Source organism: Micromonospora sp. NPDC049275, from assembly GCF_043197115.1.
Lineage (GTDB): Bacteria > Actinomycetota > Actinomycetes > Mycobacteriales > Micromonosporaceae > Micromonospora.
In genome coordinates this window covers 281,989-295,799 of record NZ_JBICSN010000004.1, presented here as the reverse complement: position 1 = coordinate 295,799, position 13,811 = coordinate 281,989, and the positions used below count along the sequence as shown (strand labels likewise).

General features: G+C 72.6%; 13 protein-coding genes. 6 read left to right on the top strand and 7 right to left on the bottom strand.

All coding sequences use genetic code 11. The features are described from left to right. Positions 1-10 precede the first annotated feature (10 nt). Entirely contained in the window at positions 11-331 is a 321-nt protein-coding gene (locus ACGFIE_RS16140; RefSeq protein WP_393295094.1) for a DMT family transporter, read from the top strand. A 53-nt stretch (positions 332-384) separates the two neighbouring features. On the opposite strand, the gene ACGFIE_RS16135 is transcribed toward ACGFIE_RS16140, so the two are convergent. After that, positions 385-1,776 (bottom strand): cellulase family glycosylhydrolase, encoded by a 1,392-nt coding sequence (locus ACGFIE_RS16135; protein ID WP_393295091.1) that lies wholly within the window; start codon positions 1,774-1,776, stop codon positions 385-387. A 377-nt stretch (positions 1,777-2,153) separates the two neighbouring features. Here ACGFIE_RS16135 and ACGFIE_RS16130 point away from each other — a divergent pair, with 377 nt between their 5' ends. After that, a complete protein-coding gene (locus tag ACGFIE_RS16130) occupies positions 2,154-3,116 on the top strand; it encodes a TIGR03557 family F420-dependent LLM class oxidoreductase (RefSeq protein WP_393295088.1) in 963 nt (320 codons plus the stop codon). Further along, complete coding sequence (locus tag ACGFIE_RS16125) at positions 3,113-3,946, top strand: alpha/beta fold hydrolase (protein WP_393295085.1); 834 nt, start codon at positions 3,113-3,115, stop codon at positions 3,944-3,946. Before ACGFIE_RS16130 ends, ACGFIE_RS16125 begins: the two co-directional genes overlap by 4 nt. Before the next feature lie 152 nt (positions 3,947-4,098). Here the strand turns inward: ACGFIE_RS16125 and ACGFIE_RS16120 are convergent, their stop codons facing one another. From ACGFIE_RS16120 to ACGFIE_RS16095, 6 genes are all read right to left on the bottom strand, one after another. Further along, positions 4,099-4,902: an endonuclease/exonuclease/phosphatase family protein gene (locus tag ACGFIE_RS16120; RefSeq protein ID WP_393295082.1), complete on the bottom strand. Its 804-nt coding sequence runs from the start codon at positions 4,900-4,902 to the stop codon at positions 4,099-4,101. 8 nt (positions 4,903-4,910) lie between these two features. Next, on the bottom strand, positions 4,911-6,401 hold the full coding sequence (locus ACGFIE_RS16115; RefSeq protein ID WP_393295079.1) for a phosphatase PAP2 family protein: 1,491 nt from the start codon (positions 6,399-6,401) through the stop codon (positions 4,911-4,913). Between the two features lie 70 nt (positions 6,402-6,471). Further along, entirely contained in the window at positions 6,472-7,473 is a 1,002-nt protein-coding gene (locus ACGFIE_RS16110; protein WP_393295076.1) for a YihY/virulence factor BrkB family protein, read from the bottom strand. Next, complete coding sequence (locus tag ACGFIE_RS16105) at positions 7,466-8,470, bottom strand: diacylglycerol/lipid kinase family protein (protein WP_393295073.1); 1,005 nt, start codon at positions 8,468-8,470, stop codon at positions 7,466-7,468. Before ACGFIE_RS16105 ends, ACGFIE_RS16110 begins: the two co-directional genes overlap by 8 nt. 93 nt (positions 8,471-8,563) lie before the next feature. Next, a complete protein-coding gene (locus ACGFIE_RS16100) occupies positions 8,564-9,142 on the bottom strand; it encodes a Clp protease N-terminal domain-containing protein (protein ID WP_363682931.1) in 579 nt (192 codons plus the stop codon). Next, positions 9,142-9,378: an HTH domain-containing protein gene (locus ACGFIE_RS16095; protein WP_007457155.1), complete on the bottom strand. Its 237-nt coding sequence runs from the start codon at positions 9,376-9,378 to the stop codon at positions 9,142-9,144. The genes ACGFIE_RS16100 and ACGFIE_RS16095 overlap by 1 nt, the downstream gene beginning before the upstream one ends. 177 nt (positions 9,379-9,555) lie before the next feature. Here ACGFIE_RS16095 and ACGFIE_RS16090 point away from each other — a divergent pair, with 177 nt between their 5' ends. The 3 genes from ACGFIE_RS16090 (at position 9,556) to ACGFIE_RS16080 (ending at position 13,733) form a co-directional block, all read left to right on the top strand. Then, the gene (locus ACGFIE_RS16090; RefSeq protein WP_393295070.1) at positions 9,556-10,416 is read left to right on the top strand and encodes a universal stress protein; all 861 of its coding nucleotides are present in this window, start codon (positions 9,556-9,558) and stop codon (positions 10,414-10,416) included. Positions 10,417-10,483: 67 nt separating this feature from the next. Then, positions 10,484-12,877, top strand: coding sequence for a phosphoketolase (locus ACGFIE_RS16085; RefSeq protein WP_393295067.1), 2,394 nt, complete (start codon positions 10,484-10,486; stop codon positions 12,875-12,877). 10 nt (positions 12,878-12,887) lie between these two features. Continuing rightward, complete coding sequence (locus ACGFIE_RS16080; protein WP_393295064.1) at positions 12,888-13,733, top strand: universal stress protein; 846 nt, start codon at positions 12,888-12,890, stop codon at positions 13,731-13,733. The last annotated feature ends 78 nt before the right edge of the window (positions 13,734-13,811 follow it).

Sequence of the window (13,811 nt, the reverse complement as noted above, 5' to 3'; positions counted from 1 at the left end):
GGAGGGCTGTATGGCGTACGTGTTGTTGGGGATCGCCATTCTTGCCGAGGTTGTGGCGACCAGCCTGATCAAGAGCAGCGCTGGGTTCAGTCGTCTCTGGCCGACGCTGGGCTGCCTCACCGGGTACGCGCTGGCGTTCCTCCTGCTGGCCCAGGCCGTGAAGGAGATACCTGTCGGTGTCGCGTACGCCCTCTGGTCGGGTCTCGGCACCGCGGCCATCGTGGCGATCGGCGCGGTGTTCCTGGGTGAGTCGGTCGGGCTGGTCAAGCTCGCCGGCATCGCCCTGATCATCGCGGGGGTGGTCATCGTGAACCTGACCGGGGAGCACTGACCGCAGCAGGCGCGGTGGCCGGGCCCGCTGCGGGCCCGGCCACCTGGCGTCGGTCAGCTCGCTGTGCAGCTCACCTGCGGTGTGGGGTTGGTGCCGGTCCAGCCGCCGAGGAAGCCGAAGCTGGCGGTTGCGCCGGCCGCCAGTCGCCCGTTGTGGTCCACGTTACGCGCGGTGACAGTGGATCCGCTGCTGGTCACCGTCGCGTTCCAGGACTGGGTGACGCTCTGGCCGTTGGCGAGGGTCCACCGGGCGGTCCAGCCGGCGATCGCCGTCGCGCCGGCGGTCACCCGCACCTCGGCCTGGAAGCCGCCCTGCCACTGGTTGAGCACGGTGTACGTCGCCGTGCAGCCACCGGCGGGCGGCGGCGTGGTCGGTGGTGGCGTCGTGGGAGGTGGCGTGGTCGGCGGGGGCGTGGTCGGCGGGGGCGTCATGGGCGGGGGCGTGGTCGGCGGCGGGGTGCCGCCGAAGACGCTGGCCTCGCGGGCGGTCTGCCGGATGCCGTTGGCGCCGTTGAAGATCCGCTGCCCCCAACTGGTCAGGTTGGCCGGGTTGAACGCGGTGGCCATGTCGAGGTACTCCACGCCACCCCCGTTGCCGCTCCACGACCAGCCCAGCCAGCCGATCCCGTTGGCCTGGCTGTAGGAGAGAATGGTGTCCTCGTCCGGGTCTCCGTCCGAGTGGTTGAAGCCGAACTCACCGACCACGATGGGCAGCCCGGCCGCACGGAAACGGCCCAGGTAGTCGCTGATCTCGGCGGCGGTGTCGAAGACGCCGTACATGTGGATGGAGAAGACCGTGTTGCGGGCCGGGTCCGCGGCGAAGACCGACGCCGCGTTGTCCCGCATCGTGAAGGACCAGTCCTGCCCCCAGTTCGGCGCGTCCACCATGATGGTGTGGGTCAGCCCACCGGCCCGCAGCCGCTTGATCGCGTTGGCGTTGTCGGTGGCCCACGAGCCGTAGTTCTGGTTGCCGTACGGCTCGTTGCCGATGTTGACGATGACGTAGCGTTCCTGGCCGGCGAGGACGTCGGCGAGGCTGAGCCAGTAGTCGACGGCCCGGTCCAGCGTGATCGCGCCGCTCTGCTCGCCATAGCCTGTGGTGTCGTGCACCTCCAGCACACAGATCAACCGGTTGGCCTTGCACAGCGAGATGACGTTGGCGACGTCGGCGTTGGTGTTGCGGGTCCACCGGTCGCCGCTGGCGAGCACCACCCGTACGGTGTTCGCGCCGAGTGCCTTGACGTCGGCGAACGATCTGGTCTGCTGCGGATACCAGGTGTGGGCGTGGTTCACCCCGCGCATGACGAATTCGGCGCCGTTGGCGTCGTACAGCTTGCCGCCCGCGACGGAGAAGCCGGCCGCGGCGTGCGCCGGCTGACCGAACGTCAGCACGGCGAGGAGCAGTGCGAGCAGGGCCGCGCCGGCGGCGGAGAGTCGAGTCTTCATGGCCTTCCTCAGGGAGGACCCCCGATGCCCGACAGGGGTGGGACTGACAGGGGAAGGCGGCTGCAGCCCGACAACCGCCGCCCGTACTCCCGGCGACGCTCGCATCAGCGTAGGTGGATGGACCAGCCATCGCAACCGGTTCAGTAGCTCGGCCAGGGCGGCAGACAGCCGTGACGGCCCGCGCGAACGCGGGCCGTCACGGGGCGGTCATCCCCACCACAGGATGTGCGCCAGACCGTAGGTCTTAACCGGTTAAGACGACCGTAGGCGGGTCGCCGACATCCGTCAAGGATCGGCCGGTCGAACCGGACGTGAGGGTTGACCGCAGCTGACCTGGGTATCTCGGGACGAACCGTCGGCGAGAAGGAGATACCAGGATGGTGAGCGTCGGCTACACCCTGATGTGCGAGCAGGCCGGTCCGAAGCAACTGGTGGACCACGCGGTGCGGGCCGAGGCGGCAGGCTTCGACCAACTGGTGATCTCAGACCACTACTCTCCCTGGCTCGACGCCCAGGGCCACTCCCCGTACGCCTGGTCGGTGCTCGGCGCGGTCGCGCACGCCACCTCCCGCGCGGAGCTGATGTCCTTCGTGACCTGCCCGATCCGCCGCTACCACCCGGCCGTGGTCGCGCAGAAGGCCAGCACCATCGGGGCGCTCTCGGACGGGCGGTTCACCCTCGGCCTGGGCGCCGGGGAGAACCTCAACGAGCACGTCGTCGGCGGCTGGCCGCACGTGCAGCAGCGCCACGAGATGTTCGAGGAGGCGCTGCAGATCATCCGGCCGCTGCTCAACGGTGAGACGTTGACCTTCTCCGGCAACCACTTCGACGTGCCCGACGCCTACATCTGGGACCGCCCCGAGCGGCCGGTGCCGATGGCCGTCGCCGCCTCCGGCCGGCAGTCCGCCACCCTGGCCGCCGAGTACGGCAACGGTCTCGTCTCCACCGAGCCCGACCGGCACATCATCGAGATGTACGACGACGCCGGTGGCGTCGGCCAACCCCGCTACGGACAGGTGGCCATCTGCTACGGCCCGGACGAGGCCGAGTGCCGCAAGATCGTGCACGACCAGTTCCGCTGGTTCGGCATGGGTTGGAAGGTCAACGCCGACCTGCCCGACCCGGATGCCTTCGCCGCCGCCACCCAGTTCGTCCGCGAGGAGGACGTCGCCGAGGGCATCTCCTGCGGCCCGGACGTGGACGCGCACGTCGAGGCGTTCCGCAGGTTCGTCGACGCCGGCTTCACGCACGTGGCGATCGTCCAGGTCGGCGGCGAGACCCAGCCGATGTTCCTGGACTGGGCACAGGAGCAGCTGCTGCCCCGGCTGCGCCAGCTGTGAGGTTGACGCCCGCCGGCCGATTCGGGCCGGCCGAGCTGCGGCTCGCCATGGCCGCTCCCCGGCCGGCCGCCGGCCTGACCAGCGAGTGGCGGCTGGTCGACGGGCTGCGTACCCACACCCGGCGTGGCCCGGACCCCGGCACCGGCGCCCCACCCGTGGTGCTGGTGCACGGCCTGGCGGTCTCGCACCGCTACCTCACCCCGCTGGCCGTCGCGCTCGCCGAAACCCATCAGGTGTACGTGCCGGACCTGCCCGGCTTCGGTCTGACCGCGCACCCCCGGGGCGCGTACGACGTGCGCCGGCACGCCGCGCACCTGGCCGCCTGGCTGGCCGCGTACGGGTTGCCGCCGGTCTGCCTGCTCGGGCACTCGTTCGGCGCCGAGGTGGCCGCCGCGCTCGCCGCCAACCATCCGGAGGCGGTACGCGCGCTGGTGCTGGCCGGGCCGACAACCGACCCGGCCGCCCGGTCCCGGCGGGCCCAGTTCGGCCGGTGGCTGGTGGACGTCCTGCGCGAGTCGCCGTTGCAGGCGCCGATCCTGGCCCGCGACGTCTGGAACGCGCGACCCTGGCGGGTCCTGGCGACGCTGTCGCACTCGGTTCACAACACGATCGAGGCCGACCTGGTCCGGATCACGGCGCCGACAGTGGTCGTCACTGGCGCGCGGGATCCGGTCGCGCCGGCCACGTGGCGGGCCGAGGTGGCCCGGCTGGTGCCGGACGCGGGCCTGGCGGTCGTCCCCCGGGTCGCGCACAACGTGGTGACCACGGCTCCGACGGCGGTCGCGGACGCGATCCGCCGGCTCCATGCCCCGACTCTCGTGAACAGGTGACACCCATGCGCTTCGGCAACACGGAGATCAGGCCCCTCGGCGGCGGCCTCGGCTGCCTCCTGATGATCCTCTTCTCGATCGTCGCCTCGGTGGTGCTGACCGTCCTGCTCAACGTCGTGCTCTGAGCCGTCCGCACCCGGGCGACACCGTGGTCAGCTCAGGTCGAGGGTGGCGAGCAGCGGGTAGTGGTCGGAGGCCGTGTCCGCGGCCCCGCCGCGGATCACCCGGCACCCCCGCACCCGCTCGGCCACGGCAGCGGTGCCGAGCAGGTAGTCCAGCCGCATCCCGGCGAACTCGGCACCGCCGAACCGGGTGGGCACGGTCAGGCCGTCGGCCTGCGGCGCTCCGACGTTCGACGACGGCCACAGGTCGACCAGACCGGCGGCGAGCAACCGGGCGATCGCCCGGGTGTCGACGCCGCGACCGCCCCGGCGCAGGTGCCGTCGCCGGTACAGGGCGGGCATGCCGGCCAGCCGCTCGGTGTGGTCGACAGTCGGGTCGAGCGAGTTGAGGTCACCGGCGAGCAGCGTCAGCGGCCCCGGGGCCCGGCGCGTCGCCGCCACCAGCCAGTCGACCTCCATCCGCCGGCGTCCCCCGGAGTACGGGTAGAGGTGGGTGCCGAGCACCGTGAGGGGGCCGGCCGAGGTGGACACCACGACGCGGGCGGCGGCGTGGTGGAACGGCCGGCGCAGCGCCCCGGCGTCGAGGACCTGGTACGGCGGCCGGACCAGCACCGCCACCGGCTGCCCGAAGCAGGACCGGGCCAGGTGGGGCGTCATCCCCACCTGGCCCGCCACGGCGGCCATCAGCCCGCCGGAGTCGAAGCCGCGCAGTTCCTGCAGGACCAGCACGTCCGGCGCCTGCTGGTTGACGACCTGGACCACCTGATCCAGCCGGTCGGCGCCGCCGCGGTCCCGGCCCCCGGTGCGGATGTTCCAGGTCAGCACCCGCAGCACGACGGCGCTCAGTCGGCTCGGCCGGCGCGCGCCAGCTCGTCGTCGAGGGTGTCCACGTCCTCCGACTCGATGGCCGGCTGGTTGCCCTCCTTCAGATCGGCGTTCGGGCGGACCACGAGGTAGAGCAGCCCGATCCAGAGGGCGGAGAGCAGGATCGCGCCCATGAAGTCGGTCGGGTGGTGCATCCCCCGGTACATCCGTGAGGTGGCCACCCCGGCCGGCATGATCACGGCCAGCGCCACGAAGACCCACCGCCACCAGCGGTCGGTACGCGGGAACACGATGAGGGTGATCGCCAGCCAGACGCAGATCGTCGCCGCGATGTGCCCGGACGGGAACGAGGAGGTGGGCATCTGGCCGTCCAGGTTCTCCACCGGGGGCCGTGGCCGGTCGACCACCCGCGCCGAGGCGAGGAAGAGGGTCAGCTCACCGACCATCGCCAGCGCCACGAACAGCACCGGCCGCCACCGCCGCCACACCGCCAGCACCAGCGGGCAGAACACCAGCGAGATGAGCAGGATCGCGTGGGTGTCACCGAACTTGCTCCACCACCAGCTCACGTCGGTCAGCACGTCGGTGTGCCGGTCGGCGAACCAGCGGGGCACGTCGGTGTCGAGGGTGTCGAAGAAGGTGCCCTTGGCGTAGTAGCTGACGTACGTGCCGAAGCCGTACAGCGCACCGAACACCAGCACCCAGCCGACCAGCAGCTCGGCCACCGCCGACCGGGGGTGCGCCAGCACGTGCTCCTCCGCCGGGGCGGGGGCGATGTCGTGCCCGGCCTCCGGCTCCAGCCCCTCGCTCAGCGGCGGCACCGGCCGGCCGCGCTCGCGCCGCCACAGCCGGAAGGCGTACGCGGTCACGCCCAGCCACACGGCGCCGAGCAGCCAGCCGGCCAGCACGTCGGAGACGAAGTGCACGCCCAGCGCGATCCGGGTCAGCCCGATCAGCGCCACCAGCACGCCGACGCCGATGATCGCGGGCTTGCGCCAGCGCGGTGCCATCGCCGGCAGGAACACCAGCAGCAGCGCCCCGTACGCGACGAACGAGCCGAGCGCGTGCCCGCTCGGGAAGCTGTTGCCCGGTGCGCTGGCGACCGGGATGTCCACCACCGGGCGGAGCCGGCCGACGAGGGTCTTGAGCGACGGGTCGAGGATCAGCCCACCGACCCCGGTGATGATCAGGTAGACGGCCAGCCGGGGCTGTCGTCGGATCAGCAGCCCGACCACCGCGATGGTGACAAGCCAGATGAGGATCGGCCGGCCGCCCAGGTCGGTCACCGCCTGGAGCACGGTGACCAGCGGGTGGTGCGGGGCCACGAGCGAGTTGAACCACTCGGCGACCGAGTGGTCGGCGTCCTGCAACGGGCTCCACCGCACCCGGACGAGCAACAACAACAGCCCGAAGGCCACCCCGGCGCCGGTGACGGCCACCAGGCCGGCGATGCTCCGTTCGGCGAAATGACCGATCGGACGCCGAGCCACCTCTTTGACCGCGGTCACCCCGCACCTCCCTTGTCGTACCTGGCGAGGCGCTGTACCCGATCCGGGTCAGGCGTACACCCGGCGGCGCTCAGAGCGCGGTCATGTCCCCGGTGTCGACGAGCTCGACGCGGTCGGCCTCGGGCTCCCACAGGTCGGGCTGCGCCGGCTCCTCCGCGCCGATGCGCAGCGCCTCCAGTTGGGCGGCGAAGGCCAGCCCGCCGAAGAGCGCCATGCCTGTGAGGTTGGCCCAGAGCAGCAGCGCCATCATGCCGGTGAGCGCGCCGTAGGTCTGGCCGAAGCCGTCGCTGAACCGCACGTACGCGGCGAGCAGCAGGCTGGCCAGCCACCACAGGGCCGTGGCGATGCCCGCGCCGAAGAACAGCCAGGACAGGCCGGGCTGGTTGCGCCGTGGCGCGTGTCGGAACAGCACGGCCACGGCGAGCACTGTCAGCCCGAGGCTCAGCGGGAAGCGGACCACGTCCCAGATGCCGTTGGCGACATCACCCCACTCGTAGTGCCTGCGGACCGAGTCGCCCATCGCCCCGCCGCCGACGAGGATCAGGAAGCCGGCAAGCGCGGGCAGGCCGGCGGTGACGGCCAGCACGGCCGCGCGCAGGTATTTCCACAAGGCCGGGCGGTCCCGCTCGACCCCGTAGATGCGGTTGGCGCCCCGCTCGATCTGGGCCATCGTGGTGGTCAGCGCGACCAGCCCGGTGAGCAGACCGAGGGTGAGCGCCAGCTCGCCGGCGTCCTCGACGCGTTCGCCCTCGCCGAGCAGCTCGCCTACCACCTGCGCGCTCTGGCCCGGGGTGAGCGCCAGCACGGTGTCGGCGACCACCTGGCCGCCCTCCTCGACGCCCAGCTCGCTGATCAGACCGGTGAGTGCGATCAGGAACGGCACCACGGCGAGGCAGAGCTGCAACGCGAAGGCGCGGGAGTGGCTGAAGCCGTCGCCGTAGCGGAACCTGATGAACGCGTCGCGCAGCAGGTGCCAGCTGCCCTTGCGGCGCAGTGTGTGCCAGGCGTCGTCGGCGGACAGCTCCTCGTTGGCCATCAGCCGGGTCTCCGGCACGATCCGGGTGCTACTCACGGCGCGCTTCCTCGATCAGCTGCTCGCCCCGCTCCCCGGCGCCCTGCGCGTCGACGGCCAGGTCGGGGGCGTCCTCGGGCTGCGGGACGCAGAGCCAGAGCGCCTTGGGCCGGATCTCGGCCCGCAGGTGTCGATTCGGCGCGATGAGGTCGCCGTCCAGCTCCCGGGGCTGGGCCCGGTTGCTGGTGACCACCACACGACGGCCGCGGAAGACCTCCATCTGCGGCACCTGGCCGTTGCGGCGGACCACCGCCCAGCCGAGCGCGAGCCAGTGCCGCAGGTTGCGCGGGGTGAGCACGGCGACGTCGAGCCAGCCGTCGTCCGGTTCGGCCTCGGTGAGCAGGCGGACCCCGCCCTGGAGCCGGCCGACGTTGGCGATCAGCACCGAGCGGGCCCGTCGGCGCACCGGCGGGCGGTCGTCGATGCGGATCTGCACCCGCATCGGCCGGTCCCGCAGGTGCTTGGCAGCCCCCACGACGTACGCCGGCCAGCCGATACGGGCCTTGGTGGTCTCGTTTGTGGCTTCGAGCATCTTGGCGTCGAAGCCCATGCCGGCCATGACTGTGAAGTACTGGTTCTCCACCGCGCCGACGTCGAGCAGTCGCCGACCGCGTTCGACGGCGACCTGGAGCCCCGCCGCGAGGTCGGTGGAGAGGCCCAGGTTGGCGGCGAGCAGGTTGCCGGTGCCCTGCGGCAGCACGGCGAGGGCCACGTCGGTGCCGACGAGCCCGCTGACGCAGGACATCACGGTACCGTCGCCGCCGCAGGCGAAGACCAGGTCGACGCCGGCCTTGACGGCCTGCTCGGTCTGGCCCCGACCCGGGTCGTCGACGGTGGTCTCGAACCACTGCGGCTCGGGCCAGCCGGCGGCGGTCAGGGCGTCGTGCACGGTGCGGCGCAGCTCGTCGAGATCGTCGACCTTCGACGGGTTGACCACCACGGCGGAGCGCAGCCCGCCGTCGCCACCTGAGGGGCGCCTGTCCTGTCCAGCATCCACGGCGCCAGTGTGCAGCACCGGGCCGCCTTCAGCGACCCGGTGCCCGGCGGGCGTCGGAAGTGCCACAGACAGGTTTCAACGCGTACGTGCCCGTCACGCCGCGGCGCGCAGCGCGCTCTCCACCCGCCGGCGCAGATCGTCGAGGTCGATGCCCGCTTCGGTGAGCACCAGCGCGCCCAGCCCGTGGCCCTCACGCAGCACCCCGAGCAGGATGTGCTCGGTGCCGATGTGCTTGTGGCGCAGCCGCAGCGCCTCCCTCAGCGACAGCTCCAGCGCCTTCTTGGACCGGGGCGAGAACGGCCCGCCCAGGTAGCGTCGACGCCTCCACCGGCGGCGCGGCGCCGGTACGGCCTCGCGCAGCGCGTCGGGGCCGAAGGACTCTTCGATGCGGGCCACGATGGCGGCCAGGTCGATGCCGATCTCGCGCAGCGCCTCCGCGTCCGCGTCGCCGAGGCCGGCGCCGCCGCCGCCGGTGTGCCGCCGGACCCGCTCGCGCAGGTCGTCGGCGCGCACCCCGGCGTCGGTGAGCACCCGGCTGGCCAGGCCGGCTTCGTCGGCGAGGAGGGCGAGCAGCAGGTGCTCGGTGCCGACCGGCCGCTGGCCCTCGGCCCGCGCCTCCTCCAGCGCCTGCCGCACCACGCCGCGCGCCCGGTCGGTGAACCGTTCGAACATCACGCCTCCCAGGATGAGTTGACCGCCGGTCGCCCAGCGTGTTTCTTGTGCACCGCCTGCCGGCTGACCTCGAGCGCGTCGGCGATCTCCTGCCAGGACCAGCCCTGTCGTCGGGCGTTGTCCACCTGGACCACCTCGAGTCGCTCGAGCAGCCGGCGCAGCGCGCGGACGGCGCGCAGCCCGACCCGGGGGTCGGTGCTGCCGGCTGCCGCCGCGAGTTCCGTCGCCTGACTCATGCCGTCAACATACGTTGACACCGCCGCTCCTGTCAACCTTTGTTGACGTCCCGGCCGCCTCGCCGCCGATGTGCTGACCACCGGCGAGAACCCGCACCGCCATCGCGCTCGCACGACTACCCTCGGTCAGGAGACAGCGCGGTCGTGCCGGGCGCGACGCCCGGGAGGTGATATCGGATGGCGGCATCCGCCGACGCGGAGGTGCTGGTCGGCCTCGGCTCGGACGCTGACCTTCCGGTCGTGGAGCAGGCCGCGCAGGAGGCCGCCGGGCACGGCCGACCCCTGCACGTGGTGCACACCTTCGACTGGCACGCGGCCTTCGCTGCGGACACCGTCGCCGCGCCCCGGGACCGGGCCGAGGACCTGATCACCCGAGCCGCCCAGCTTGCCCACCAGGTCGAACCCGGTCTGACCGTGCGCGCCGAGATCGTCGAGAGCGGCCTGCTGCCCACCCTCATCCGCCGGTCCGAGACGGCCTTCCTGCTGGCGGTCGGCGACAGCGGAATGGCCGGCAGCGGCCAGTGCGTCCCGGCCGAGACGGCCGCCGTCCAGTTGGCCGCGCGGGCCGACTGCCCGCTGCTGGTGGTCCGTCGCGAACCGCCGCCGCAGGGCCCGGTCCTGGTCGGGGTGGACGGCTCGCCCAGCTCACACCTCGCCCTGCGCTGGGCCGTGGAGTGCGCCTTCCGGCGCGACGCCCGCCTCGTGGCGCTGCGGGTGGTGGAGAGCGACGAGGACACCGACGCGGTCGCCGAACAGCTCAGCGAGGCCCTGGCCCGCCACGCCGACCGACACACCGGGGTGCCCACCGAGTGCCGGGTCGTCCGCGGCGACCCCGGGCAGGTGCTCGTCGACACGTCCCGGTCGGCCCAGTTGGCGGTGGTCGCCGCCCGCGGCGACGAACCGGGACGAGCCATGCTCGGCGCGGTCGCCCAGTCCCTGCTCTACCACTCCCCCGCCCCGGTGGTGGTCGTACGCGGCCTGGCCGAGATGCCGCTCACCGGGCCCGACGCCCGACCGGCCCGGGACCGTCGGCCCTGACCCGCCACGGCGGCAGCGGCGAGGCTGGACGCCGGACACCCACCCGTTACCCGCGAGAGGCAGCATCATGGACACCGCTCTCGACGTGCACCGCGCACTCACCGACGACGAGCTGCGCCGGCTGGACGCCTACTGGCGTGCCGCGAACTACCTCACCGTCGGGCAGATCTACCTGCTGGGCAATCCCCTGCTGCGCGAGCCGCTGACCCGCGACGACATCAAGCCCCGGCTGCTCGGGCACTGGGGCACCAGCCCCGGGCTCAACCTGATCTACGCCCACCTCAACCGGGTGATCGTCGCCCGTGACCTGGACGCCATGCTGGTCACCGGGCCGGGGCACGGCGGCCCGGCCATCGTGGCCAACACGTGGCTGGAGGGCACCTGGTCGGAGCGCTACCACGACGTGGCCCGCGACGAGGCCGGGATGGCCCGGCTGTTCCGACAGTTCTCCTTCCCCGGCGGCATTCCCAGCCACGTCGCGGCGGACGTGCCGGGCTCGATCCACGAGGGCGGCGAGCTGGGGTACGCCCTGAGCCACGCCTACGGCGCCGCGTTCGACCACCCGGACCTCGTGGTGGCCTGCGTGGTCGGCGACGGTGAGGCGGAGACCGGGCCGCTGGCCGGCAGTTGGCTCTCCACCGTCTTCCTCAATCCGGCCCGCGACGGCGCGGTGCTGCCCATCCTGCACCTCAACGGTTACAAGATCGCCAACCCGACCGTGCTGTCCCGGATCCCCGAGGCGGACCTGCTCGGCATCCTGCGCGGCTCCGGCTACCAGCCGTACGTGGTGTCCGGCGACGATCCGGCCGTGGTGCACCGCACGCTCGCCGCCACGATGGACCGGGCGCTTGACGAGATCGCCGCGATCCAGCGCCGGGCGCGCTCCACAGGCGTCGTCGAGCGGCCCCGCTGGCCGATGATCGTGCTGCGGACACCGAAGGGCTGGACGGGCCCCCGCGAGGTCGACGGCACCCAGGTGGAGGGCACGTACCGGGCTCACCAGGTGCCCCTGTCGGGCGTCCGCGACAACCCCGCGCACCTGGCCGAGCTGGAACACTGGCTGCGCAGCTACCGGCCGGAGGAGCTGTTCGACGCCACCGGTGCCCCGGTCGACGAGCTGCGGACGCTGCCGCCACGCGGTGACCGGCGGATGAGCGCCAACCCGGTCACCAACGGCGGAGTGGTCCTGCGGGACCTGGCCCTGCCCGACTTCCGCGGCTACGGCGTGGACGTCCCGGAGCCGGGTCAGCCGATGGCCGGCGCGACAGGCGTGCTCGGTCCGTGGATCCGCGACGTGATCAGCGCCAACCCGCAGTCGTTTCGGCTGTTCGGCCCGGACGAGGTCGCGTCCAACCGGTTGGGCGCCGCCTTCGAGGTGACCGACCGGGCCTGGATGGGCGCCACGGTCCCCGGCGACGACCACCTCTCCCCCGACGGCCGGGTCATGGAGGTGCTCTCCGAGCACCTGTGCCAGGGCTGGCTGGAGGGTTACCTGCTGACCGGTCGGCACGGCGTGTTCACCAGCTACGAGGCGTTCATCCACATCGTCGACTCGATGCTCAACCAGCACGCCAAGTGGTTGAAGGTGACCCGGGCGATCCCCTGGCGGCAGCCCCTCGCCTCGCTGAACTACCTGCTGTCCAGCCACGTGTGGCGCCAGGACCACAACGGCTTCTCGCACCAGGACCCGGGCTTCATCGACCACGTGGTCAACAAGAAGGCCGAGGTGGTGCGGGTCTACCTGCCACCGGACGCCAACACCCTGCTCTCCACCATGGACCACTGCCTGCGCAGCAGGCACTACATAAACGTGGTGGTGGCCGGTAAGCAGCCGGCACCGAACTGGCTGACGATGACCGAGGCGATCCAGCACACCCGCCGGGGGCTGGGCATCTGGGAGTGGGCCAGCAGCGACGGCGGCAGCGAACCGGACGTCGTCCTGGCCTGCTGCGGTGACGTGCCCACCCTGGAGACGCTGGCCGCCGCCGAGCTGCTGCGCGAGCATCTGCCCGAGCTGAGGGTACGGCTGGTGAACGTGGTCGACCTGATGCGTCTGCAGCCGGACACCGAGCATCCGCACGGCCTGCCGGACAAGGAGTTCGACACCATCTTCACCGCGGACCGGCCGGTCATCTTCGCCTACCACGGCTATCCGTGGCTGATCCACCGTCTGACCTACCGCCGCTCCAACCACGACAACCTGCACGTGCGCGGCTACAAGGAGGAGGGCACCACCACCACGCCGTTCGACATGGTGATGCTCAACGACCTGGACCGGTTCCACCTGGTCATCGACGTCATCGACCGGGTGCCCGGCCTGGGCGCCCGCGCCGCGCACCTGCGTCAGCAGATGGTCGACGCCCGCCAGGCCGCCCGCGACTACACCCGCGAGCACGGCGAGGACGACCCCCGGGTCGCCGAGTGGCGCTGGGTCCGCGAGACCGACCCGACCAACCCCTGAGGAGGACGACGTGCGGGACGCGGAGATCCTGGTCGGCTACGACGGCTCCACCGACGCGTCGGTGGCCCTGGACTGGGCGCTGACCGAGGCCGAGCGCAGCGGCCAGCCGGTGCGGCTGGCGTACGTCTTCGAATGGCTGACGGTGGCCAGTTGGGTCGGTCCGGGCGTGGCGCCCGGCGTCTGGCCGGACGACACGGCCCGGCGGCAGGTCGACGACCTGGTCCGCAAGGCCGCGGCGGCCGCCGCCGCCGCGCATCCCGGCCTGGCGATCACCGGCGAGGTGTACGACGGGCCTCCCGCCCTGGTGTTGCAGGAGCGCTCCGCCGACGCGGGGCTGTTGGTGCTCGGCAGCCGGGGCCACGGTGGGTTCGGCGGGCTGCTGGCCGGGTCGACGGCGGTGGCTGTCGCCGCGCACGCGCACTGCCCGGTCGTCGTGGTCCGCGACGGAACGGCAGGCGGGCCGGACGCGCCGGTGGCGGTAGGTGTGGACGGTTCGGAGCCGTCGCTTGTGGCGCTCGGCTTCGCGGCGGAACGGGCGGCCCAGCGACGGGTTCCGCTACGGGTGCTGCACGCGTGGACGCCCGGCCCCGGCGGGGCGGCCGGAGTGCCGGACGAGCGGGCGGCCGTGCAGGAGACGCTGGAGCCGTGGCGGCGGACGTATCCCGGGCTGAGCATGACCGTCGACGTGGTCGGAGGCAGCCCGGCGGCGATGCTCATCGAGGCGAGCCGGTCGACGCAGTTGGTGGTGGTCGGCAGCCGTGGCCGGGGCGGGCTGGCGGGGATGCTGCTCGGTTCGGTCAGTCAGCAGGTGATCCAGCACGCCGGCTGCCCGGTCGCGGTGGTGCGGGAACGCTGACGCCGGCCGGGCCGAAGGGTCGGCGGTCGAGACGTGCGGGCCCCTGCGCGAGCCGCGCCGGCGGGAGCGGCCACGCAC